The following is a 23,598-nucleotide window of genomic DNA, read 5'->3' on the forward strand; positions in this document are numbered from 1 at the left end:
AAAAAAACTGACCCATTGTAGAGTCAGTTGATTTTATCAATCGTTTACACGGCGAACTTCAATGTCTTTTAATAGATCATTGATCACCCAGCTTGCTGCAATTAAACCCGCAACGGATGGTACGAATGCATTCGAAGACGGAGGCATTTGGGCTTTACGGATTTTTGCCTCATCATTGCCGACTTCTTTCCGCACATCCTCACGAATGACAATAGGGCTCTCGTCGGAAAAGACAACGGGAATTCCCTTTGTTATGCCCTCTTTACGCAATCTAGTACGAATGACCTTGGCTAGCGGATCGGTATGCGTTTTGGAGATATCGGCAATTTGAAAACGCGTCGGGTCCATCTTATTAGCGGCCCCCATGCTTGAAATCACCTTGATATTCCGTTTCAGGCATTCCTTCATCACATGCATTTTATAAATGACCGTATCCGATGCATCAATGACATAGTCCAGACCATAGCTGAAGAATTCCTCAAACGTCTCTTCTGTATAGAACATTTTAAGAGCGATCACTTCGCAGTCAGGATTGATGTCTTGAATTCGATTTTTCATCAATTCCGCTTTCGGTTGACCGACTGTTGATAATAGAGCATGGATCTGCCTGTTTACATTTGTGATGTCGACATCGTCTTTATCAACAAGAATAATGCGGCCTACACCGGTGCGTGCCAATGCTTCGGCTGAAAATGAACCAACGCCTCCAACACCCAGGACAGCAACGGTCGTGTTTTTCAGAATATCGATTCCTTCCTTGCCAATTGCCAATTCATTACGTGAAAACTGATGCAGCATATATATTCAACTCCAATAAATTCTGTTCTTATTTAGCTTCCCAATTAACAATATATCATAAACATCATTTATGACAAGCGAAATATGAGCAGTCTAATCGGAATTAGTGTGCTAGGTCATTTTTGCTAATTTTTGAATGACGGTTGCCAATAGGAGTGTCCTTTCCGTAAGGCTGGGAATTTCCAAATACTCCTCTTCACTATGTGCATTCCCTCCAATGGGCCCGAGTCCATCCACTGTCGCGATTCCCAAATCAGAAGTGATGGAAGCATCCGAACCTCCACCCGTGGCCGTATCCGTGATTTCGATGCCGATTTCCTTCCCAGCCTGACGGATCGTCTCTAAAAGCAAGTTCGTTTTCTCATTCTTTTCCATGGGAGAGCGGTCCATTTTCCCGCTTAATGTCGTTTTCGTTCCTGGAATATAGGTTTCGGCACAGATTTTTTTCAGTTGCTTGAGGATGATGGCTTCCTGCCTTTTTTCCGAAATCCGCACATCCACAAAAGCGGCAGCATGGGAAGCGATCGTATTGACAGCGGAACCTCCATCAATCATGCCCACATTCACGCTGATTCCTTTCTGCTGATCATTCAATCGATGTAAGGCGATGATCTTATGGGCCAATTCTTCAATTGCACTTCGTCCCTTTTCCGGCTCGATCCCTGAATGGGCGGCCACCCCCGCAATATCCACTTTAAACTGACCGCAGCCCCTTCTTGCCGTTACAAGCGAACCGTCCGTCCTTGCCGGTTCAAGAATTAGCGCAAACTTCTTATTGGCGGCTTTTTCCGATATGAGTGAAGCAGATGACGGAGACCCGATCTCCTCATCACTATTAAGAATGATCTGGATATGCTTATAGCCTGTCTGCCCCGTCTGTTTCAGGCAAAGGATCGCATAAAAAAGCTCAACCAAACTAGACTTCATATCCGCCACGCCAGGACCGTATGCCCGATTTCCTTTCACTTTAAAAGGACGTTTTTGCGCTGTGCCCTCCGGAAAAACCGTATCCATATGGGCAACGACCAGAATATGCGGTTGATGCGCATCACGATGCTGGATGACCAGCTGATTGCCATAATTCTGTTGTTCAACGGTATCCACAATAAAATCCAGGCTTTCAAATTTCGTTTTCAAAATCGAACCAATTTCATCAATACCCTTTTTCGTATGAGAACCACTATCTATATTCACTAGCCGCTCCACTAATTGAAGCATTTCCATCCTCTTTGCATACAATAAATCTTTCAAAGCCCTCACTACTTTCTATCCTTGGCTGACTATTGCTCAACCTTACTATAATTTACGAATCTATATTGCGGAATGTTACTTAAATGGGAATTTTTGAAGTATATCCGATGGTTTTTTTGGTGTCTTCTTTGAGTTTGGGGTCTTTACTCGTGAGTCTGGATCGTTTACTCGTGAGTTTGCCATTTACTCGTGAGTTTGGGCCATTTACTCGTGAGTTTACGCCGTTTACTCGTGAATTTGGCTCTTTTACTCGTGAGTTTACGCCGTTTACTCGTGAATTCTTATTTACTCGTGAATTAATCCATCAAGTCTGTAAGCTCTATTTTTAAATTGCCCCGAATAAGGCAATTCCAGTGCAGACAGCATCCGCTGCATGATATCAATTGAATCTATTTGTAAAAAAAGCCGTGCTTGTTTATTTGTTATATTGGGTTTTATGAGGAGAGCAAAATCGCGAAGAGTTTGAATGTGGGCATCTTTGGAGGCATAAGAACATTGACTGCATGACCATTTTCCCCAGTGATAGTGCATATGGAGAGCAGCGCATTCAGGACATTGAACGCTTTTTAGCAGATCTTGCTCATCGATTTGATATAAATTGAGTATATCAGGATTATGTGGAGTGTTCTTTTGCAGAATCGTGTTCGAAAGTCTAGTGCTCTGCCTTTGGGTTAATTGCTCAGAAGGATACTTTTCTTCAAGGGTGTGAATTTTGTTGATCAGGGTTTCTTTTCCCGTGATTTTTTTGAAAATGGGGGTAAAACCTGGGGTAGTCCTGATGATCGTATTCGAGTTTGCATTGGCAATTAACGTTTCAATCGGCAGCGAGGGGAATTTGTGAAAAGTAAGCCAATCATTTAATCGGGATTTTTGCACGTCGACCTGGATTAGCGGATCCAGATATGCCTGTTCCTGTCCGTCTTTTGAACGAATCAATTGGGGGTAGGTGCGGTCAAAATAGAGCGTTCCCGCAAAGTTTTTCACTTCAATGATGATACAGTAATTCCGGGTGATAATTAGGAAATCCATTTGAAAATAACGGCTCCCAGCGTGGTCTAACCTCAAATCATGAAATACTCGATATTCTTTCGGAAGATCCTTCAACTCCTTTCCGATACTCCGCTCCCCGTTAAATCCTGTACGGATTTTCCGGAACTCGTTCTTTATTCTTTCCTGTTTTGGATGATTGGCTGATAGCCTTCTGCTTAATGCCTCCAGTTTGAGCATTTTCATAGGCCTTTCACACGGTTTTAACATCCATACATCAACTCCTTCTCCTTTAGCTTCTTTATTAATGCCCTTTTTTCCTGCTAGGATCTGAAATCAGACGTTTTACCGTAATTTCACTCTTTTTAATCCATGAGATTTGTAGCTTACTCGTGAATTTGGCTCATTTACTCGTGAATTTGCACCATTTACTCGTGAATTTCCGCTATTACTCGTGAGTTCGCCATTTACTCGTGAGTTCACGCCATTTACTCGTGAGTTCGCCATTTACTCGTGAGTTCGCCATTTACTCGTGAGTTTGCACCGTTTACTCGTGAATTTCCGCTATTTACTCGTGAGTTTGCGCCATTTACTCGTGAGTTCACCCCATTTACTCGTGAGTTCGCCGTTTACTCGTGAATTTCTGCCATTTACTCGTGAGTTTGGGCCATTTACTCGTGAATTTGGCTCATTTACTCGTGAGTTTGCACCATTTACTCGTGAGTTTGCACCATTTACTCGTGAGTTTGCGCCATTTACTCGTGAGTTCACCCCATTTACTCGTGAATTTGGCTCTTTTACTCGTGAGTTTGCTATTTACTCGTGAGTTCGCCATTTACTCGTGAGTTCACCCCATTTACTCGTGAATTTGGCTCTTTTACTCGTGTTTGCGCCGTTTACTCGTGAGTTTGCGCTATTTACTCGTGAATTTCCGCTATTTACTCGTGAATTTGGCTCATTTACTCGTGAGTTTGCACCATTTACTCGTGAGTTCGCCATTTACTCGTGAGTTTCTGCCATTTACTCGTGAGTTTGCACCATTTACTCGTGAATTTGGCTCTTTTACTCGTGAGTTTGCACCATTTACTCGTGAGTTCGCCATTTACTCGTGAGTTTCTGCCATTTACTCGTGAGTTTGCACCGTTTACTCGTGAATTTCCGCTATTTACTCGTGAGTTTGCACCATTTACTCGTGAGTTCACCCCATTTACTCGTGAATTTGGCTCTTTTACTCGTGTTTGCGCCGTTTACTCGTGAGTTTGCGCTATTTACTCGTGAGTTTGCACCATTTACTCGTGAGTTTGCGCCATTTACTCGTGAATTCGCTATTTGCACGGTTTACTCGTAAGTTAACTATTTTAACGCACAAAAAAACCCATGTTATTTAACATGAGTTGCTTTGTAAGGTGTAAGAGTCCCAATTGTGCCGTTTACGCCTTTGTTTTGAACCCGCTCTCCGCAGGTGGGTGCTCGGTTCCTCGCGTTTGTAAGTCCTCTTCGAGGGAGGCTTTTACGCGGCCAGGAAACTAGTGCTCCCGGTAACTATAAGTGTTCGGTCAAAACTTATAGGTTAAAGAACGAACACATCAGGACTCTTACTTATTGAAAACATCATAGCATAATGCTTAACTCTGTTTCAAGGAAAAACACCTAGGTATTTTTTCATATTTTTCCCAAATGAATTATTTTTTAAGTGCAGCAAGCCTTAGGTTAAGTTCGGCCAATTGCTTGTCACTTACGGTACTCGGTGCGTCAACGAGCAGGTCGCTTGCGCTTGCTGTTTTCGGGAACGCGATGGTGTCGCGAAGGTTCGTGCGGCCTGCAAGCAGCATGACCATGCGGTCCAGTCCAAGGGCGATTCCGCCGTGTGGTGGTGTTCCATATTCAAATGCATCCATTAGGAAGCCGAATTGTGCGTTTGCTTCTTCTTCGGAGAATCCAAGAACTTTGAACATTTTTTCCTGAACGTCGCGTTCGAATATCCGCAGTGATCCACCGCCAAGTTCGTAGCCGTTCAAGACAAGGTCATATGCTTGTGCACGGACGCTTGCTGGGTCTGATTCCAGTTTGTCCATGTCTTCACGGAATGGCATTGTGAATGGATGGTGTGCTGCATAGTAGCGTCCTTCTTCTTCGTCATATTCAAGTAATGGCCAGTCCGTCACCCATAGGAAGTTGAATTTGCTTTGATCGATCAAGCCTCTTTCTTTACCAAGCTTGATGCGAAGTGCTCCAAGTGCATCTGCGACTATGCCTTTCTTATCCGCCACGAAAAGGATTAAATCGCCCACTTCAGCTTCCAGTTCAGATACTAATTGCTGTTGATCTTCTGCGAAGAATTTGGCGATTGGCCCTTTTACACCGTCTTCTTCAACTTTTAGCCATGCAAGGCCTTTAGCACCGTAAATCGCTGCAAATTCAGCCAAGCCATCAATGTCTTTACGGGAATAATCCGCATTTCCGTCCTTAACGACGATTGCCTTAACTTGACCGCCGCTTGCAACAGCACCGGTGAACACTTTGAAATCACTGTCTTTGACGATATCGGAAACATCTTTAAGTTCCATTCCGAAACGCGTATCCGGTTTGTCGGAACCGTAACGGCTCATCGCTTCGTTGTAAGTCATTCGAGGGAATGGCAGTGTTACGTCCAATCCTTTTACGTCTTTCATCACTTTAGCCATCATGTTTTCTGCCGTGTTAATGATATCTTCTTGGCTCATGAAGCTTGTTTCAATATCGATTTGCGTGAATTCAGGCTGTCTGTCAGCACGTAAGTCTTCATCACGGAAACAGCGGGCAATTTGATAATAACGTTCGAAACCGGATACCATCAATAGCTGCTTGAAGATTTGCGGTGATTGCGGAAGTGCATAGAACTCCCCTTCGTGTACACGGCTAGGCACTAAATAATCACGTGCTCCTTCCGGTGTACTTTTTGTTAAGATAGGTGTTTCGATATCAAGGAAGCCTTCACCGTCCAAGTAATCACGGATCGCTTTTGTTGTTTTGTTGCGCATTTTCAATGTTTCGAACATCGCCGGACGACGCAGGTCCAGATAACGATATTTCAAGCGGATGTCTTCTGATACATCCGTTCTTTCATCAATGATGAATGGAGGGGTCTTTGCTTCGTTTAAAATTGTAACGTTTTCGGCTTGAACTTCGATGGTTCCTGTTGTTACGTTCGGATTGAAGTTGGCTTCGTCACGTTTGATGACGGTCCCTTGGATATCAAGGACGTATTCATTACGGATTTTTTCGGCTGTGGCAAGCGCGTCTGCCGAAATGTCCGGATTGAAAACGACTTGGACGACTCCGCTTCTGTCACGTAGGTCGATAAAGATTACCCCGCCCAAATCCCGGCGTTTTTGTACCCATCCTTTTAATGTTACTTTTTCACCAATAGCTGCTTCTGTCACTTCACCATTGAAGTATGTTCTGCCAAACATGGTATTTCCCCCTTAAGCCTGTAGCTTTTTGAATTGTTCAACGAATGTTGCAAGATCCATTTGGACTTGTTCACCGGTTTCCATGAACTTTACATTGATTTTATTATTTGCCAATTCATCATCCCCAAGTGTCGCCACATATCTTGCTTCGAGGCGGTCGGCTGATTTGAATTGTGCTTTCACTTTACGATCTTGATAGTCTTTTTCGACGGTAAAACCGGCATTCCGCAATTGATGGGCAAGTTTGACGGTATAATCCTTGGCTGTTTCGCCTAGTGAGACAAGATAGCAGTCAATTCCCTTTTTGATCGGAAGCTCGATGTTTTCTGCTTGGAGGGCAGCAATCAGGCGTTCAATGCTAAGTGCAAAGCCGATTCCTGGTGTTTCCGGTCCGCCAAGTTCTTCAGCCAGCCCGTTATAACGGCCGCCGCCGCATAGTGTAGTGATGGCGCCAAAGCCTTCTGCATCACTCATGATTTCAAATGCGGTATGATTATAGTAATCCAAGCCCCTCACTAGAGTCGGATCTTCGACGAAATCGATTTCCAAATCGGTTAAGTGCTGTTTCACCTTTTCGAAATAAGTACGCGATTCATCATTTAAATATTCAATGATGGAAGGAGCCGTGTTCATCAATTCGTGATCGTGATCCTTTTTGCAATCCAGGATACGCAAAGGATTTTTTTCGAGGCGGTTTTGACAATCGCCGCAAAACTCGCCGATGCGGGGTTCGAAATGTTTGATTAACGCATTGCGATGCGCTGTCCGGCTTTCCTTATCACCAAGGCTGTTGATGACTAGCTTCAGCTTTTTCAAACCAAGTTCCTTGTACAGGTTCATCGCAAGTGACAGAACCTCTGCATCGATTCCGGGATCCTTACTTCCTAAAGCTTCGATGCCGAATTGAACGAACTGGCGGAATCGACCTGCTTGCGGACGTTCGTAACGGAACATCGGCCCGATATAATAAAGCTTGACCGGTTGATTGGCCCACCCGAACATTTTATTCTCGATATATGACCGTACAACCGATGCAGTGCCTTCCGGACGAAGGGTTAAGTTCCTTTCACCGCGATCTTGAAATGAATACATCTCTTTTTGAACGATATCGGTTGTATCCCCAACACCGCGTAAAAATAATTCCGTGTGCTCAAAAATCGGTGTGCGGATTTCTTTATATTGGTAACGGTGACAAATATCACGCGCTGTGTTCTCGATATATTGCCAAATTTCCGTTTGGCCAGGCAATAAATCCTGGGTACCTCTAGGAATCTGAATAGACATATGTGTTTCCTCCTTTAAAGCAAAGCGCCCTTTCTTATACGGCACGCTATACTGATTTTTTCCAAACAAAAAACTCCCGCCCCTTGTAACGTATATGTTACAAGGGACGAGAGTTTGGATATCCCGTGGTGCCACCCTAGTTGAAGCACAAAATTAAAGTGCCCCCGCTCAAAAACAGTTAACGCCTGTTTTACGTCCATCTCCTATTAAGTAAATCCGTTCGGAGTGAAGCCTACGGAGGGTTCTTTCATTAAGTCATCATGTGGAATGCTTTCAGCCTCGGCATTTCCTCTCTTTTTCATGTGTTTCTTAATTACTCTTCTCCATCATTGGTTATTGCAGTAATAAGTCTGATATTTTATAATCATACGGACGTTAACATCAAATGTCAAGGCAGACTGAGGATTTTTGTCGCTTTTTACTGGTTCAAACGTTTTTTCAAATTTTTGACCGTCCGGACATTGACCCCGAATTCGGATGCCAATTCAACAAGGTTTGCGCTTTGTTCCTTTTGGATGAAATCGTGAAAATCGACACCCAGTACTTGGTTGCCTCCGCTTAAGCTCGTTTGATCTTTTTCGCTGAATTTCATGTGGTTTCCCTCCTACAGTTATATAAGCTCTATTCTTTCCTAAAAAAAATGTTTTTTGCACACGGAGAGAGGGAAATTTTCATTGAACGAGAATACATACATATAGACATTAAAAGGGAGAGACAACTTATGAAGAAGAAATCGGGTTTATTCGGCCTGACACTGATGCTGATATTCTCAGCGATTTTCCCCGTCCATCACGCTTTTGGAAAAGATGATGGGGAAAATATCGTGACGACCCAAGTGGTCAATGTCCGTGAAGGTGCAGGTCTCAGTTTCCCTATCGTAAAAAAACTGTCAAAAGGGGAATCGTATCCCATTCTGAATGAAGATGGCGACTGGATTGAAATCCGGATTGGCACCGGCAAAACGGGCTGGGTTGCCAATTGGTTAGTGGAGAGACAAACAGGGTCTGATACCAATCAGGTCAAAAAGGAATCCGGACAAGGGACGATATCAGGCAGCTCCGTCCGTGTCCGAACAGGTCCCGGCACTACATTTCAAACGGTTGGTTCCTTGAGTAAAGGAACCTTTGTTGACATCATTGAAAAGAATGAGAATTGGATAAAGGTCAAAACGGCGGATATCGAAGGCTGGGTCTCTTCTGACTACATTACACTTCCCTCCGCATCAGAAAAAACAGCGAAGAAAGATCCAACTAAAGAAAAAGGAACGAATCAATCCGTGAAAACCGGAGTAACTTTGGTGGACCGGCTTAATGTCCGTTCGGAACCGTCGACAAGCAGTGCCGCTCTCGGAAAGCTGAATAAAAATACGTCAGTGACCGTCTACAGGATTGAAAATGAATGGGTTGAAATTGATTTCCAAGGAACACGCGGTTGGGTAGCTGAACCTTACATACAAGTAAGCGAAGATCATGTTGATATGAAAAAGGACACGGCAGGCGCAACTGCAAGGGTGACCGCTACAGGTTTAACTGTCAGGAATGAAGCCTCGCTCTCAAGCAAGGTCATCGGTTCGGTGAACAAGGATGAGACTTACGCCGTGCTCCAAACAAAGGGAAATATGACACAGATCCAGCTCACTGGTTCCAAAAAGGGCTGGGTAGTGAGTTGGTACCTGGAAAAAGAGAATGTCGAGCAAACGGCGAAGGAAAAAAAGGTTGATGTAAAAGGAAACAGGATTACCATCATTCATGATGGTACGATCCTTAGAAATGAGCCGGATGGCAACTCGGGGATTGTAGAGCAGGCCAATGCAGGTGAAACATTCACGGCATCAGGTATGGAAGGCGACTGGTATTCCATTAAACTAAAGGGCGGAAAAACAGCTTATGTGGCCGGATGGATCGTGACGATCGAAGGGAATGCCGAGCAGATCCAACGACCTGGCGTCGAGAAATACCTAAAGGATAAAACGATTGTCATCGATCCCGGACATGGCGGCAGGGATAGCGGTACAATCGGGGTCGGTGGAACACTTGAGAAAAACCTGACGATTCGAACGGCAGAATTGCTGCGGGACAAACTTCAGGCGGCAGGAGCTAAAGTGATCCTGACCAGGAGCGGAAATACTTATGTTCCACTCCCTTCCCGGGTCAGCACTTCTCATATACATAATGCGGATGCTTTCATCAGCCTCCATTATGATAGCACCAAGGACCAGATCACCAGCGGGATAACCACATACTACTATCATGACTACCAGCGTGCGTTGGCGGCTACACTGGCCAATTCACTCGGTTCCACCATGCAGGTGCCCAATCGCGGATCTCGATACGGGAATTATCATGTTACCCGTGAAAATAAACGGGTAGCTACACTCATTGAACTAGGTTATTTAAGTAATCCAGTGGAAGAGTTGACATTAACGTCGAATGAGTATCAAGAAAAAATCACATCGGCCATCTATAATGGCCTGGCACGGTATTTTAAATAAGGACTAGAAAAGCCAGCTTCGCATCGAAGCTGGCTTTTCTACAAAAAAAACCTGCCGCAGCAGGTCATTTTTTGCTTTCAAGTATTAATGTGACGGGACCGTCATTAGTGAGCTGAACATCCATCATGGCACCAAATTGACCTGTTTCCGTATGGACGCCCTTTCTGCGGAGTTCTTCGTTAAATGCTTCATATAATTCATTCGCCTCTTCAGGACGGGCGGCGTCCATGAAGTTCGGTCGACGGCCTTTACGGCAATCGCCGTATAAAGTGAATTGTGAAACCGATAAAATCGAACCTCCCACATCCAATAGTGAGTGGTTCATCTTTTCATTTTCATCTTCAAATATTCTAAGATTGACAATCTTTTCGGCCAAATAGGCGGCGTCATCGATCGTATCTCCATGGGTGACACCAACCAACAGGACGAGACCGCTGTCGATTTGTCCGATTATTTGGTCTGCGACAACTACTTTTGCCGCTTTGGAACGTTGTAAAACAACACGCATGGCAATAAAAACTCCTTAGTTCATGATCCTTCTAACGGAATAAACATCTGAAATTTGTTTAATACGGTCGACAACCTTTTGCAAATGGGCAATGTTATGAATATAAATCGACATGTGAATGGTCGCCACCTTATTCCTGTCGGATTTACCCGAGACCGCAGAAATGTTGGTCTTGGTTTCATTGACGGCTTGAAGGACTTCATTCAATAAGCCGCGACGGTCATAGCCGCTGATTTCAATTTCCACGATGTATTCCTTGCGTTCGTTAATCGTACTTTCCCATTCAACCGGTACAAGGCGATGATCGGCATCCCCGCTATCCAGGTTCGGGCAATCTTGCCTATGAACTGAAACTCCACGGCCTTTGGTTATATAACCAACGATTTCATCCCCTGGTACTGGGTTGCAACAGCGTGATAAGCGGATAAGCAGGTTATCAATCCCTGGTACCTGTACGCCCGAGTCACGTTTTTTAGATGTATTGGAGAAGGTTTTCAGATCGGCTACCGCTTCAGAAATATCCGCTTCCTGCTCGACCATTTTCTGCTTACGCCATTTTTCAGTAAGGCGGTTAGCTACCTGAAGGGCTGTTATTCCGTTATATCCGACTGCTGCATACATATCCTCTTCATTCAGGAAGTTGAATTTATCCGCAACACGCCTGATATTCTCGGCAGCCAGGATTTCCTTCAGGTCGAACTCCATATCCTTGATTTCCTTTTCAACAAGCTCTTTGCCTTTTTCGATATTTTCTTCCCGGCGCTGCTTCTTGAAAAATTGGCGGATTTTATTTTTCGCTTGAGATGTTTGCGTCAGTTTAAGCCAATCCTGACTTGGACCATATGAATGCTTCGATGTTAAGATTTCTATGATATCGCCAGTTTTCAGTTTATAATCCAGCGGTACCATTTTCCCGTTCACTTTGGCACCAATCGTTTTGTTTCCGATTTCCGAGTGAATCCGGTAAGCGAAATCAATCGGGTTGGATCCTGATGGCAGTTCGATGACATCGCCTTTTGGAGTGAAAATGAATACCATATCAGAAAAAAGATCTATTTTAAGGGATTCCATGAATTCCTCGGCATTAGTCGCATCATCCTGGAATTCAAGAATTTCCCGGAACCATGTCAATTTTTCTTCCAGTGAAGGCTGTTCACCGACATCTTTTCCCTCTTTATAAGCCCAGTGCGCAGCAACCCCGAACTCGGCAATGCGATGCATATCGGAAGTACGGATCTGCACTTCCAGCGGATCGCCTTTCGGTCCGATCACCGTCGTATGGAGCGATTGATACATATTCGGCTTCGGCATCGCGATATAGTCTTTAAATCGGCCAGGCATCGGCTTCCAGCATGTATGGATGATCCCTAAAACGGCATAGCAATCTTTTATGCTATTGACGACGATCCGAACGGCAAGCAAATCATAAATTTCGCTGAACTGTTTATTCTGCAAAGCCATTTTGCGATAAATGCTGTATATATGTTTCGGCCTTCCGGATAGGTCAGCCTTAATGTTGACTTCCTCAACGTTTTTACGCACTTCATCAATGACTTCTTCCAGATAGTTTTCACGTTCTGCACGCTTTTTCTTCATCAGGTTGACGATTCGGTAATACTGCTGAGGATTCAAATACCTTAGTGCAGTATCTTCCAGTTCCCATTTAATCGTGCTGATACCGAGACGATGGGCAAGCGGTGCGAAGATTTCCAACGTCTCATTCGATATCCTTCTCTGCTTTTCCTGCGGCAGATGCTTCAATGTCCGCATATTATGCAGTCTGTCCGCAAGCTTGATCAAGATGACCCGTATATCCTGGGCCATCGCCACGAACATTTTCCGATGGTTTTCCGCCTGTTGCTCCTGCTGTGATTTGTATTTGATTTTCCCTAACTTGGTCACGCCATCCACAAGCATGGCGACTTCAGGACTGAAATTTTCTTCAATATCCTTCAAAGTGATCTCCGTGTCTTCAACAACATCATGTAAAAAACCTGCCGCAATGGTTGCAGGGTCCATTTCAAGATCAGCCAGAATGCCCGCCACTTGAATCGGATGAATAATATACGGCTCTCCCGATTTACGGAATTGTTCTCGGTGAGCATACTCTGCATACTTAAACGCTCTATGAATAAATTCAGCTTCTTCCGGCTGAAGATATAAGCTGGCCCGTTCTACAACCTGCTCGGCAGTCAATATTTGATCATTAGCCATTTAATCACCTTAACCCCACTTTAACTGCCACCGGATATGATCCGGATTGAGTATGATTGGTAGCACTTCCCTTTATTCTGCAAAACGTGACAATTTTTGCGAAAAAAAATAAATCCGCTTAAACGGATAAAAGTGCAAATAAACTTATTAGCAGAAAAACTCTTTATTATTACTATTATCGAAAAAAAAGGCAAGGATGTAAAGAGTTAAACGTGTATTTTATTAAGAATAGTGCATTTTTTCACTGGAAATTCGACAAAATCCAGCTAAAATGGGGAAAACAGAAAGAGAGCACCCTGGTCAGAGTGCTCTCCTTTATTAAAAGCTCATTAATGTCAAGACATCATAGCCGTCTAATTTATCTTTTCCATCCAAGTCGGTCAATTCAATAAGGAAGGCTATCCCGGCTACAATTCCGCCAAGCTGTTCAACCAATTTGATCGTCGCTTCGATTGTTCCCCCGGTAGCAAGCAAGTCGTCCGTAATCAGGACACGCTGTCCCGGTTTAATGGCATCTTTATGGATTGTCAATACATCCTTGCCGTATTCTAAACCATATTCGACTTTTATCGTTTCACGTGGAAGTTTTCCTTCTTTTCTCACTGGTGCAAAGCCCACTTCCAATGAGTATGCGACTGGACATCCAATAATGAATCCGCGTGCTTCCGGCCCGACCACCAAGTCGATATTTTTATCGCGAGCATACTCGACGATTTGGTCTGTTGCGTATTTATAAGCTGCGCCGTTATCCATTAATGTTGTAATATCTTTGAAGACGATACCCGGTTTTGGCCAGTCTTGCACAATTGTTACATATTGCTTTAAATCCATTGCTTTGTTTCCTCCTCAAGGTCTGTTGCCTCATGAACTAAATAATGATTGAACCAATCGAATAATTGCTGATAGGAAGAATAAACAAGCTCTTGTTCAAGCTCAAATTGCTCTTTCTTTCTTGTATACGATTCAGATTCACTGAGATCGCGTTTTTTCGCATTGGTTGTGAGCATAATTAACCCATTTTCTATTGTAACAAAATCAAGCTCAAAAAACACCTTAGAAATGAAATCCACTGTATCTCTTGACCAGCCGCGATATTTGGCCAGGTCATCACCATATCTTTTCACATCAAGCGGACCCTTCTTGGCAAGGAAGGCATAAAACCATTTAAAATGATCCCTTGTCGGCATCGTACTTAAGAAATGGTCCTGTTCATGGGAAAGGTGAGCGTAGATACGGGAAGGGTTCTTTTTGGCAATCACCCGTTTCAAAAATTCCCTGGACGGCGGCATGTCCATGAGTACCAAATGCCCTTCGAAGCAGTCGAGCTGCTCAGCATCCAGTTCATTCTCGATATGAACGAGATCTGGATGGTTTTGCAAAAATGGATATCTGCTATAAATATCTTCCGAGAAAATGACGATCTTCCGGTTTTGTGCAGGAATGTCGGCAAGCCACTTCTCTGCCTGTCCCTTGCCGCGGTAATCGAATAACTGCCAATGGTCCACCGAGACATCCTGGACAAAGATCTGGGGCTTTTTCATATTATTCCACTCATTGATGGAGAGCTCTCCAATCACCGAAACTTCAGCGTGCGGAGCTATTTCATCGACAAAATGACCGAGACCGAAGCCCACACCATCAAGTTTGTGTTTTTCACCATCTTCCAGCTGAACCTTCAAGTGATTTTGGTTGGCACCAATTTTGCGTACACTTGAAAGTTGTACGGAATCTATCAAAATCTTCGGCTTGGGATTCGTAACCCCAAATGGTGCAAGCAAGCTCATTTCCTGAATCGTTTGAACGGAAACTTCAGCTAAAGTCGTAGCACCGTCCAAGTTTGTAATCGGTGTGAAGTCCTCTTCGTTCAGTTCTTCCTTAGCAATCAAGTTCATGCGGTCCCTAAGCTCCTGAACATCTTCTATTTTCAACGTCATTCCAGCTGCCATGGGATGTCCACCGAAATGAGGCAGCATTTCACGACATTGGGAAAGACTTTGAAAAAGATCGAAACCAACGATGCTCCGAGCAGAACCTTTAGCTAATCCCTTATCCCGATCATAGCTCAATACAATCGTCGGCCGGTAAAAGCGTTCAACAAGTTTAGAGGCCACAATCCCCACAACTCCGGCATTCCAGCCTTCCCTGCCGATGATGAGCACGCCATTGGACTCCGGCGGGAAGTTTTCCTCGACTTCAGCAATCGCTTCCTCAGCCATTGCTGCAACCATTTCCTGCCGCTCTTTATTGATATCGTTGATTTCATTAGCAAGTTCCATTGCTTCTTCCAGATTTGCGGACATCAATAAATCAACAGCGGGATCGGCATCTCCAAGGCGGCCGACAGCATTGATCCTCGGTGCCATTGCAAAGCCGATCGATTCTTCATTCAATGCTTCCTGCTGAACATTCGCCACTTTCATTAACGCAACAAGTCCCGGGCGGCGAGTCAATCGTAACTGCTCGATGCCTTTCGCAGCAATGACGCGGTTTTCCCCTTGTAAAGGCACTAAATCCGCTATCGTCCCGATTGCCGCTATTTCTAGCAAATCCTCAGGCAATTCCCCAAGCAAGGCGTGTGCAAGCTTAAATGCGACTCCTACTCCGGCAAGTTCTTTAAATGGATAGGAACTGTCCTCCAGTTTAGGATGGATGATCGCCAATGCCTCAGGCAATTGCGGTCCCGGTTCATGGTGGTCAGTCAAAATATAATCCATGCCTAGCTCGGCGGCAAGTTTCGCTTCAGCGACTGCGGAGATTCCGGTATCGACGGTTATTAATACCTTCACACCTTGCTCGGCTGCAAGGCGGAATGCCATCGGATTCGGACCATATCCTTCTGTAAACCGATTCGGGATATAAAAATCAACATCGGCCCCCAATCTCGTCAGCGCCGTCATCATCACTGTGGTCGATGTCACGCCATCCGCATCATAATCACCGAATATACGTATTTTTTCTCCATTTTGAATGGCTTCTTTTATTCTATATACTGCTTTATCCATATCCTTCAATAAAAATGGATCATGAAAAGTTTGATTTTTTACAAATAAAAACGATCGGGCACTTTCAATCGTATCCAGGCCTCGATTCACAAGCAGGGCTGCAACCAAAGGTGTGATATGAAGCTCTTCAGCTAGTACAGCAACTTTGTTTTCATCGGCAGTTCGCAAGTTCCACCGGGTTTTTGGCTTTAACATTTATTCACCCCTCAACCTACTCATTATACAAAACGAATATACCAGTTTCAATTTTATTTTAAACTCATAATTGGTTGTAATTCCCTATTCAATAAGCTAGTTCAACAAAAAGAAGGCTGGCATCACGCCAGCCCCCTTTTCACCTATTAAACTTGTCCTTCAAGACTTTGTTTCTTTTCTTTTGCGGTATTCAGCGGACCTTTCTTCTTCAATTCCCTGATTTTTAAATCAAGCCAGAATTGGGAAGCGATCAATAGCGATGAATACACGCCGCATATTAAACCGATAAACAGGGCAATGGAGAAGTTACGAATAGCTTCACTGCCGAAGATCATCAACGCGATGACCGTAATGAGAACGGTCAGAACCGTGTTAATGGATCTAGTCAGCGTTTGCCTGATACTGATGTTCACAATGTTCTCTAGCTCTTCTGCGGTTTTGATTTTACGGCTGAAGCGCAGGTTTTCACGAATGCGGTCAAAGGTTACGATCGTATCATTGATCGAATAACCGACGATCGTCAGAACCGCAGCAATGAAGGTGATATCCACTTCGAGCCGGAGCAAGCTGAAAATCGTGATGATGAAGAAGGCATCATGTATAAGCGCGACCACGGCAGGTACAGCCATTCGCCATTCAAATCGTATCGATACATACAATATGATTCCGATTGAGGCAATCGCTAACGCAAACATGGCATTTTTCGCAAGCTCTTTTCCTACGGTCGGTGATACGGTGCTGACATTCGGTTCTGCTCCGTAATCCTTCTTGAAATGGTCCTTCAATTCAGCAATCTCTTGCTTATCAAGGACACCGACTGTCCGAACGACAGCATTTTTATTGTCTTGTCCAGCGAGCCTGACATCCTTGATATCATCTTCGTCGATACCGACCTTTTCCATTTCGGTTTTGACTTGCTGAGTCGTCAAGACATCTTTGGACGCAATCTCGATTCGGGTGCCGCTCGTGAAATCAATCCCAAGATTCAATCTGAAGACGAGCAGGAAGATGATTCCGATAATGGTGACACCGATTGAAATGCCGTAAAAAACTTTCCGATGTTTCACGAAATCGATTTTATCAAAGCGTGTTGGCAATGACATTAAATCCATTTTCTCGGATAAATCGTGAATATGTTTCTTCTTCACGCCGAACCATCCTGTACGTTTGTCCAGGAACCCGCTATTCACCCACAGGCTCATGAAGAGGCGTGTACCATAAACGGCAGTAATGAAACTCATTAAGATCGAAATGATCAAAGTGGTGGCAAACCCTTTAACCGAGCTTGTTCCATAATAGAACAGTACGGCCGCAGCCAACAGGGTCGTTAAGTTGGCATCCGTGATTGTAGCAAGTGAATTCTTGGTACCTTCTTTATAAGCTGCCTTAACCGATCTGCCAAGTTTCAATTCATCCCTGATTCGCTCATAGGTTATGATATTGGCGTCGACAGCCATCCCGACCCCGAGTACCAATGCCGCAATACCAGGCAGCGTAAGGACCGCATTCATCCAATCAAACACTAATAGCGTCAAGAAAATGTAGATGCTTAAGGTGACGACTGCAATGAATCCCGGGAAGCGGTAATACACAAGCATGAAGATGAAAACAAGTGCAATTCCGATGATTCCCGCAAAAATGGTATCATTCAGTGCACCTGCACCGAATTGGGCACCTACTGAAGTGGAGTACTTTTCTTTCAAATCTACAGGCAGGGCACCTGCATTCAGAAGGGCTGCAAGCTCTTTCGCTTCTTCCAATGTGAATTGACCAGTAATATACACCTTATTCGTATTGAAAACTTCACTGACAGTTGGAGCTGAAATCATATTGTCTTGTGAAGAGGTATCCTTAATGGAATCTTTTCCTTCCTCGAAATCCAGCCAGATTGCAAGTACATTTGTCGGCCTTTCCATCGAGGAAATTTTTTGAGTGATTTCTTTAAACTTATTCACGTCTTTCAGCGTGACTTCGACAACCGGTTTATTCTCTTGGAACGTTTGTTTCGCGCCGCCTTCTTTCAGGTCGGCACCGGTCATCATTTCCTTATCGTTGTAATCACGGAAGGATAATTTAGCTTGTGTAGAAAGGATTTCCCGAGCGTTGTTTTGGTCTTTGACCCCAGCCAATTGAACGCGGATCCGGTCTTTCCCCTCTATTTGTATGTTAGGCTCGCTAACCCCCAACACATTAACACGCCGTTCAAGTGAGCTTACTGTAGCCCGTAAAACTTCCGGGGTGATCTTTTCCCCTGACAGCGGTTTTACTTCATATAACACTTCAAACCCGCCTTGAAGATCAAGACCCAGCTTGATATCCTTTAGGATTCCTTTTGAAGTCGTACCCATCGCTGCGAAAATCAAAAGTGCGATTAGAAAAAACGCAACGATCCTGCTTCTTTTTACCATTATGTAGTAGGCCCCTTTCTATAATACGCCTGTTCCTGAAGTTAATAAAACCGTCATTTTTTGTTTATATGATCACTGCATACCCTTTGCTTTTTGAGAAAAAAGACACAGCTTTCCATACTTTTTCCAAAAAAAGCATAACCATATCTATTATGAGTCATATACAAACAGCTGTCAATTTAAGTATATCTTTGCGTTATTCTTTCAAAAGCTCCTTCAGTTCCTCTTCAGAAAGCGGCTCGAATAGGTTCGGTGATTTATAAGCTTCGACCATTTGGAAGGTCATGAACTGGTTGCTCGAAAATGTCACGATATCTGCGACAAGTTCATGAAGGTGAATGTTTTCCTGCGGGCGCTTCCATTTATTTTTGGTTAAGGTTCCCCATATGTCTTCCTCTGTTACGGCATTCAATCCGACCATTTGGAATTCCTCACGCTTACTCTTCAAAAATGGACGCACCTTTAGATAATACCTTTGATAGGGATGATTCTTTTTTGCCATCATTTTGCCTCCAGTAAAATGATTCTCAAATGAATGCGCATTTTCTTAGAAGGGTTTCTTATCATTTGTTAGAACGCAAACAAACACTTTTGTCATGCTTTGTCCAAGTACAAGCATATAGATAATTGTATAGCATAACCGCTTTTTTGAGAAGGCAGGGAGGGAGTTCAATGTCCAAATTTTTAAAAGGGACGCTGATTTTATTAATCGCAAGCCTGATTACAAGGGTTCTTGGTTTCATTAACCGTATTGTCATCGCCCGCTTCATCGGCGAAGAAGGCGTTGGTTTATATATGATGGCTTTACCGACACTCTTTCTCGTCGTGAACATAACCCAGTTAGGCCTGCCTATCGCGATTTCGAAATACGTGGCCGAAGCCAATGCCAGAGGTGATGAACGGAAAATCAAGAAAATCCTTGTCGTCTCTTTGGCCTGCACCTTTACTCTATCGATGATTTTCACTCCTGCGATGCTGCTTTTCGCGCCGGTTCTATCAGAATACCTATTTACGGACAAACGGACGTTATGGCCGCTCATGGCGATTGCCCCAATCGTACCGATCATCGCCATTTCATCCGTACTGCGCGGTTATTTCCAAGGCAAGCAAAATATGAAGCCCTTCGCTTTCTCACAAGTTATCGAACAGGTGGCCCGAATCACTTTCATAGCCGTCCTGACCAAGGCCTTTTTGCCCTATGGAATCGAATATGCGGCAGCTGGGGCAATGCTTGCATCGATTATCGGTGAGCTTGTATCTCTTATCTACTTATTGACCAGCTTTAAAATAAAGAAACATTTTAAGTTCAGAAAGGGTTTCTTCAAGAATGTCAAATCCGGAAAAGGAACGTTCACCGAATTGATGGGGATTGCCCTTCCTACCACCGGAAGCAGGATGATTGGATCGGTATCGTGGTTTTTCGAACCGATAGTGGTCGCCCAGAGTTTGGCACTTGCCGGGGTCACCGCGGCCGCAGCCACCAGTCAATACGGGGAGTTGACTGGATACGCTCTGCCTTTACTCATGCTTCCTTCCTTCGTTACATCATCATTGGCGACGGCACTTGTCCCGGCAGTGAGCGAAGCCCGTACGACCGGAAACTTTTTACTCGTTGAACACAGGCTTCAACAAGCCCTGAAAATCACCTTTATCACAGGCTGTTTAGCTATCGTCATTCTGTTCATCTTTGCCGAACCGATATTACAAGTCATGTATGGATCTTCGCATGCTGCTGTTTTCATTAAATTCCTGGCACCTTTTTTCATCCTTTATTATTTTCAATATCCGCTGCAATCCATGCTGCAAGCACTGGACCTTGCAAAGGCCGCAATGTTTAACAGCCTGGCTGGGAACATTCTTAAAATCGGTGTGATCTGGCTGCTGGCTTCAAAGGAAAGTTTCGGGATCATGGGAGCCGCAATCGGGATAGCTGTCGGTACGATGCTGGTTACTTTCCTGCATTTTTCAACCGTGCTGAAGGTCGTCCCTTTCACGCTTCATTTCCGAAGTTATATGTCAGCTCTGGTACTTGCTTTAATTTCAGGATGGGGTGGTTATTATCTTTATCAATTCCCGCTCTCCTCACACCCTATCGGCATACGGCTTTTGCTTTCCGTAACCGTCGTTATCCTGCTGTTCACATTTTTCCTGCTCATGACCGGCAGCATAAAAAAAGCCGATCTGATCAGGATTCCTGTAGTGGGCGGCTATTTGTCAAAATTGGCTTGGAAATAAAATGAACCGAAGCATTCAAAGGCTTCGGTTCATTTCTTCGTTTCATTTTTATCGATGTAAATTTGGCCATCTATGTACCCGCAAATCGAAATCTCTTTAACCTTCGTTTCTCCATGTTCTTTTAACTGATTCAGAAGCCAAAAATGGTTTTTCCCAATTTTATCAAGGTTTTTTTCCTGTATCTCTCCGTCGACAATCAGCGGGAATGGCACCTGACTTTCCGACCCTTCTTTGTCGCTTTTTTTAATCACCGAGAGCCTTCCTGAAGTTTCAAGGATGGCAAATTGCACTTCGTTTATATCAATAATTCCTTGTTCACGAAGTTGCGTCAATAAGTCATCAAAATTATATCGTTGTCTGCGCATCGCTTTTTCATCTATTTTCCCCTGATTAATGATGATCTGGGGCTTACCGTCCATGAAATAGCGTAATTTGACACTTTTCAATGAGGCAAAGGCCAATGTGATTTGGAGGAATGCGAGGACAAACATTGGGATAGTCTGTCGGATAAACGGTTTTTCCAAATCTTCAAAGGATAGCACAGCAATGTCCCCTATCATGATGGATACCACTAAATCGAGAACGCTCAATTCCCCAACTTCCCGCTTACCCATCATTCGAAAAAGGAACCAGATGACCAGATAGATTACCGCCGTTCGAAATATAATCCCTAGATAGATATCCAATTCAACAACACTTCCTTCATCCATAGCATGGCTTGGGAACTGAAAAATTACTCCATAATCTTTTCTAATTTTACGGGAAGCTTCTTAAACCTGGTCTAAAGGTTCGATATCGGGAATATGCTTGTACAAACACATAAACAGGCTATACGTATCAGCCTTTTAAAAAGGAGGAATACCCATCGAAACTAAAAAAATGAGTGTCGCCGTAATTTATGGCGTAGGCTCCATCTTTGCCATAGCGATGATTGCTAGTTTAATCGTTTCCATCCTTCTTCGTTTTACTTCACTGACGGAATCATCCCTGACATACGTGGTCATGATCGTGTCCTTTTTATCGCTGTTCATTGGTGGATTCATATCAGGAGGCAAAGGGAAAAAGCAAGGATTATTCTTGGGCGGAAGCACTGGGCTGCTTTATCTGTTGGTTGTGTTCCTTTTTCAATATTTAGGTCACGATGCCCTTTTCACCATCAAGCAATGGATATACTATGGCTGTTTTGTGATTACGGCCATGATGGGTGGCGTTCTTGGGGTCAACATGAGTTCCGACTCACGCTCCGATTAAAAAAGACAGCAAAAAACCGGGCACATGGCCCGGTTTTCGTTTGTTTTATAGGGATGTTTCTTTATTCGGTGCGCTTTCCGTAATTTCACGGATTGCTGCACGGTCAAAAGTCAGTTTTGTACCGTCTGGTGATTTAATGACGATTTGCAGTTCATCGATTGCATCGATTGTTCCGTGCATGCCGCCGATAGTAGCAACTTTATCACCTTTTTTCAAACTGCTTTGCATGTTTTGCGTAGCCTTTTGGCGTTTTTGCTGCGGACGGATCAATAAGAAATAGAACAATACGAACATTAAAATCAACGGAAGTATTTGTGTTAAAGAACCCATTTAAGTATATTCACTCCTTTCGTTCATTAAAATATTTATGGAATTAGAAGTTTCTCGCATTTGGTTCATTGAAACCATACTGCTCAAAAAACTCTTCCCTAAAGTCTCCAAGACGATCTTCTCGAATAGCTTGTCTGACCTGTTCCATCAAGTTTAACAGAAAATGAAGATTATGGTAAGTCGTAAGGCGAATTCCAAAGGTTTCTTCACATTTAATCAAGTGGCGGATATATGCCCGGCTATAATTCTTGCAAACATGGCAATCGCAATTTTCATCGATTGGACCGAAATCGCGTGCATACTTCGCATTTTTCACAACCAGCCGCCCATTGCTCGTCATGAGTGTACCATTACGTGCGATTCGCGTCGGCAGTACACAGTCAAACATATCAACACCGCGGAGTGCACCATCGATCAATGAGTCCGGTGAACCGACCCCCATAAGATAGCGCGGTTTGTCAGATGGCAGCAGCGGAGTAGTAAACTCAAGGACGCGGTTCATGATGTCCTTCGGTTCCCCTACGGATAGTCCTCCAATAGCATAACCCGGGAAGTCAAGGGAGACAAGGTCTTTTGCACTTTGTTTGCGAAGATTTTCAAACTCCCCGCCTTGAACGATTCCGAACAGCCCTTGGTCATTTGGACGCTCATGCGCATTCAAGCAGCGTTCCGCCCAGCGCGATGTCCGTTCAACCGACTTCTTCATATACTCTTCAGTCGCCGGAAATGGCGGACATTCATCAAATGCCATCATGATATCGGAGCCAAGCGCATTTTGTATTTCCATCGCTTTTTCAGGGGATAAAAATAATTTATCGCCATTCAGATGGTTCCTGAAATGCACACCCTCTTCTTCAATTTTGCGGAACTCGCTTAAACTGAAGACTTGAAAGCCGCCTGAGTCGGTCAAAATCGCCCGATCCCAGTTCATGAACTTATGCAATCCGCCAGCTTCCTTGATGATTTCATGCCCCGGACGCAGCCATAGGTGGTACGTATTGCTCAGGATGATGCCTGCCCCCATTTGTTTCAAATCTTCCGGGGACATCGTTTTGACAGTAGCCATCGTTCCAACCGGCATAAATGCCGGCGTTTCAAAAGAACCATGCGGCGTATGGACCCGGCCTAGCCGTGCCCCTGTCTGTTTACATGTTTTGATTAACTCATATCGTATTGCAGTCAACGCAATAAC

Annotated in this window: 18 protein-coding genes, 1 other RNA gene and 1 other annotated feature; of the genes, 3 read left to right on the top strand and 16 right to left on the bottom strand. The window is 44.1% G+C overall.

Features of this window, described 5'->3' with window-relative positions; all coding sequences use genetic code 11:
- Positions 1–36: 36 nt before the first annotated feature.
- The 7 genes from AC1DIV_RS16680 to AC1DIV_RS16710 form a co-directional block, all read right to left on the bottom strand.
- A complete protein-coding gene (locus tag AC1DIV_RS16680) occupies positions 37–798 on the bottom strand; it encodes a tRNA threonylcarbamoyladenosine dehydratase (protein ID WP_054400119.1) in 762 nt (253 codons plus the stop codon).
- A gap of 111 nt (positions 799–909) precedes the next feature.
- Positions 910–2,016 (bottom strand): M20 family metallopeptidase, encoded by a 1,107-nt coding sequence (locus AC1DIV_RS16685; RefSeq protein ID WP_421162764.1) that lies wholly within the window; start codon positions 2,014–2,016, stop codon positions 910–912.
- Between the two features lie 318 nt (positions 2,017–2,334).
- The gene (locus AC1DIV_RS16690) at positions 2,335–3,306 is read right to left on the bottom strand and encodes a nuclease-related domain-containing protein (protein WP_477576932.1); all 972 of its coding nucleotides are present in this window, start codon (positions 3,304–3,306) and stop codon (positions 2,335–2,337) included.
- A 1,140-nt stretch (positions 3,307–4,446) separates the two neighbouring features.
- Positions 4,447–4,632: non-coding RNA, 6S RNA (ssrS, locus tag AC1DIV_RS16695), on the bottom strand.
- Positions 4,633–4,718: 86 nt separating this feature from the next.
- Complete coding sequence (gene aspS / locus AC1DIV_RS16700; protein WP_340877105.1) at positions 4,719–6,488, bottom strand: aspartate--tRNA ligase; 1,770 nt, start codon at positions 6,486–6,488, stop codon at positions 4,719–4,721.
- Between the two features lie 12 nt (positions 6,489–6,500).
- On the bottom strand, positions 6,501–7,772 hold the full coding sequence (hisS, locus tag AC1DIV_RS16705; protein WP_034308774.1) for a histidine--tRNA ligase: 1,272 nt from the start codon (positions 7,770–7,772) through the stop codon (positions 6,501–6,503).
- 99 nt (positions 7,773–7,871) lie between these two features.
- Positions 7,872–8,111, bottom strand: a binding site (T-box leader).
- A 79-nt stretch (positions 8,112–8,190) separates the two neighbouring features.
- Positions 8,191–8,364: a hypothetical protein gene (locus AC1DIV_RS16710; RefSeq protein WP_053535815.1), complete on the bottom strand. Its 174-nt coding sequence runs from the start codon at positions 8,362–8,364 to the stop codon at positions 8,191–8,193.
- Between the two features lie 129 nt (positions 8,365–8,493).
- On the opposite strand from AC1DIV_RS16710, the gene AC1DIV_RS16715 reads away from it, so the two are divergent.
- Positions 8,494–10,263 carry an SH3 domain-containing protein gene (locus AC1DIV_RS16715; RefSeq protein WP_477576934.1) on the top strand — a complete coding sequence of 590 codons (1,770 nt, stop codon included), beginning with the start codon at positions 8,494–8,496 and terminating at the stop codon, positions 10,261–10,263.
- A 64-nt stretch (positions 10,264–10,327) separates the two neighbouring features.
- Here AC1DIV_RS16715 and dtd read toward each other — a convergent pair whose 3' ends face one another.
- The 6 genes from dtd to AC1DIV_RS16745 form a co-directional block, all read right to left on the bottom strand.
- Positions 10,328–10,771, bottom strand: coding sequence for a D-aminoacyl-tRNA deacylase (dtd, locus tag AC1DIV_RS16720; RefSeq protein ID WP_477576936.1), 444 nt, complete (start codon positions 10,769–10,771; stop codon positions 10,328–10,330).
- A 15-nt stretch (positions 10,772–10,786) separates the two neighbouring features.
- Complete coding sequence (locus tag AC1DIV_RS16725; protein ID WP_034308787.1) at positions 10,787–12,985, bottom strand: RelA/SpoT family protein; 2,199 nt, start codon at positions 12,983–12,985, stop codon at positions 10,787–10,789.
- A 318-nt stretch (positions 12,986–13,303) separates the two neighbouring features.
- Entirely contained in the window at positions 13,304–13,816 is a 513-nt protein-coding gene (locus tag AC1DIV_RS16730; protein ID WP_034308789.1) for an adenine phosphoribosyltransferase, read from the bottom strand.
- Positions 13,807–16,182 (bottom strand): single-stranded-DNA-specific exonuclease RecJ, encoded by a 2,376-nt coding sequence (gene recJ, locus AC1DIV_RS16735; RefSeq protein WP_421162771.1) that lies wholly within the window; start codon positions 16,180–16,182, stop codon positions 13,807–13,809. Before recJ ends, AC1DIV_RS16730 begins: the two co-directional genes overlap by 10 nt.
- A gap of 146 nt (positions 16,183–16,328) precedes the next feature.
- Positions 16,329–18,590, bottom strand: a complete 2,262-nt coding sequence (secDF, locus tag AC1DIV_RS16740; protein WP_477576938.1) for a protein translocase subunit SecDF — start codon at positions 18,588–18,590, stop codon at positions 16,329–16,331.
- A 196-nt stretch (positions 18,591–18,786) separates the two neighbouring features.
- The gene (locus tag AC1DIV_RS16745; protein WP_034308797.1) at positions 18,787–19,092 is read right to left on the bottom strand and encodes a post-transcriptional regulator; all 306 of its coding nucleotides are present in this window, start codon (positions 19,090–19,092) and stop codon (positions 18,787–18,789) included.
- A 170-nt stretch (positions 19,093–19,262) separates the two neighbouring features.
- Between AC1DIV_RS16745 and spoVB the strand changes: the two genes are divergently transcribed.
- Positions 19,263–20,825, top strand: a complete 1,563-nt coding sequence (spoVB, locus tag AC1DIV_RS16750) for a stage V sporulation protein B (RefSeq protein ID WP_477576940.1) — start codon at positions 19,263–19,265, stop codon at positions 20,823–20,825.
- A 29-nt stretch (positions 20,826–20,854) separates the two neighbouring features.
- Here spoVB and AC1DIV_RS16755 read toward each other — a convergent pair whose 3' ends face one another.
- Positions 20,855–21,511, bottom strand: a complete 657-nt coding sequence (locus AC1DIV_RS16755; protein ID WP_252270455.1) for a DUF421 domain-containing protein — start codon at positions 21,509–21,511, stop codon at positions 20,855–20,857.
- Positions 21,512–21,704: 193 nt separating this feature from the next.
- Between AC1DIV_RS16755 and AC1DIV_RS16760 the strand changes: the two genes are divergently transcribed.
- Positions 21,705–22,076: a TIGR04086 family membrane protein gene (locus AC1DIV_RS16760; RefSeq protein WP_096337820.1), complete on the top strand. Its 372-nt coding sequence runs from the start codon at positions 21,705–21,707 to the stop codon at positions 22,074–22,076.
- Between the two features lie 45 nt (positions 22,077–22,121).
- Here the strand turns inward: AC1DIV_RS16760 and yajC are convergent, their stop codons facing one another.
- Together yajC and tgt are read right to left on the bottom strand one after the other, a co-directional pair.
- On the bottom strand, positions 22,122–22,406 hold the full coding sequence (gene yajC / locus AC1DIV_RS16765) for a preprotein translocase subunit YajC (RefSeq protein ID WP_048683727.1): 285 nt from the start codon (positions 22,404–22,406) through the stop codon (positions 22,122–22,124).
- Positions 22,407–22,449: 43 nt separating this feature from the next.
- The gene (gene tgt, locus AC1DIV_RS16770; RefSeq protein ID WP_034308807.1) at positions 22,450–23,589 is read right to left on the bottom strand and encodes a tRNA guanosine(34) transglycosylase Tgt; all 1,140 of its coding nucleotides are present in this window, start codon (positions 23,587–23,589) and stop codon (positions 22,450–22,452) included.
- Positions 23,590–23,598 lie beyond the last annotated feature (9 nt).

This window comes from Peribacillus sp. 05N428 (assembly GCF_056397085.1).

What these genes read in the sequence shown, in the direction of transcription:
- AC1DIV_RS16690 (WP_477576932.1), bottom strand. Translation starts at nt 3,306, where the DNA reads ATGTTAAAACCGTGTGAAAGGCCTATGAAAATGCTCAAACTGGAGGCA.
- AC1DIV_RS16760 (WP_096337820.1), top strand. Translation starts at nt 21,705, where the DNA reads ATGAGTGTCGCCGTAATTTATGGCGTAGGCTCCATCTTTGCCATAGCG.
- AC1DIV_RS16685 (WP_421162764.1), bottom strand. Translation starts at nt 2,016, where the DNA reads ATGCTTCAATTAGTGGAGCGGCTAGTGAATATAGATAGTGGTTCTCAT.
- hisS (WP_034308774.1), bottom strand. Translation starts at nt 7,772, where the DNA reads ATGTCTATTCAGATTCCTAGAGGTACCCAGGATTTATTGCCTGGCCAA.
- yajC (WP_048683727.1), bottom strand. Translation starts at nt 22,406, where the DNA reads ATGGGTTCTTTAACACAAATACTTCCGTTGATTTTAATGTTCGTATTG.
- aspS (WP_340877105.1), bottom strand. Translation starts at nt 6,488, where the DNA reads ATGTTTGGCAGAACATACTTCAATGGTGAAGTGACAGAAGCAGCTATT.
- AC1DIV_RS16725 (WP_034308787.1), bottom strand. Translation starts at nt 12,985, where the DNA reads ATGGCTAATGATCAAATATTGACTGCCGAGCAGGTTGTAGAACGGGCC.
- AC1DIV_RS16680 (WP_054400119.1), bottom strand. Translation starts at nt 798, where the DNA reads ATGCTGCATCAGTTTTCACGTAATGAATTGGCAATTGGCAAGGAAGGA.
- AC1DIV_RS16730 (WP_034308789.1), bottom strand. Translation starts at nt 13,816, where the DNA reads ATGGATTTAAAGCAATATGTAACAATTGTGCAAGACTGGCCAAAACCG.
- spoVB (WP_477576940.1), top strand. Translation starts at nt 19,263, where the DNA reads ATGTCCAAATTTTTAAAAGGGACGCTGATTTTATTAATCGCAAGCCTG.
- secDF (WP_477576938.1), bottom strand. Translation starts at nt 18,590, where the DNA reads ATGGTAAAAAGAAGCAGGATCGTTGCGTTTTTTCTAATCGCACTTTTG.
- dtd (WP_477576936.1), bottom strand. Translation starts at nt 10,771, where the DNA reads ATGCGTGTTGTTTTACAACGTTCCAAAGCGGCAAAAGTAGTTGTCGCA.
- AC1DIV_RS16745 (WP_034308797.1), bottom strand. Translation starts at nt 19,092, where the DNA reads ATGGCAAAAAAGAATCATCCCTATCAAAGGTATTATCTAAAGGTGCGT.
- recJ (WP_421162771.1), bottom strand. Translation starts at nt 16,182, where the DNA reads ATGTTAAAGCCAAAAACCCGGTGGAACTTGCGAACTGCCGATGAAAAC.
- AC1DIV_RS16715 (WP_477576934.1), top strand. Translation starts at nt 8,494, where the DNA reads ATGAAGAAGAAATCGGGTTTATTCGGCCTGACACTGATGCTGATATTC.
- AC1DIV_RS16710 (WP_053535815.1), bottom strand. Translation starts at nt 8,364, where the DNA reads ATGAAATTCAGCGAAAAAGATCAAACGAGCTTAAGCGGAGGCAACCAA.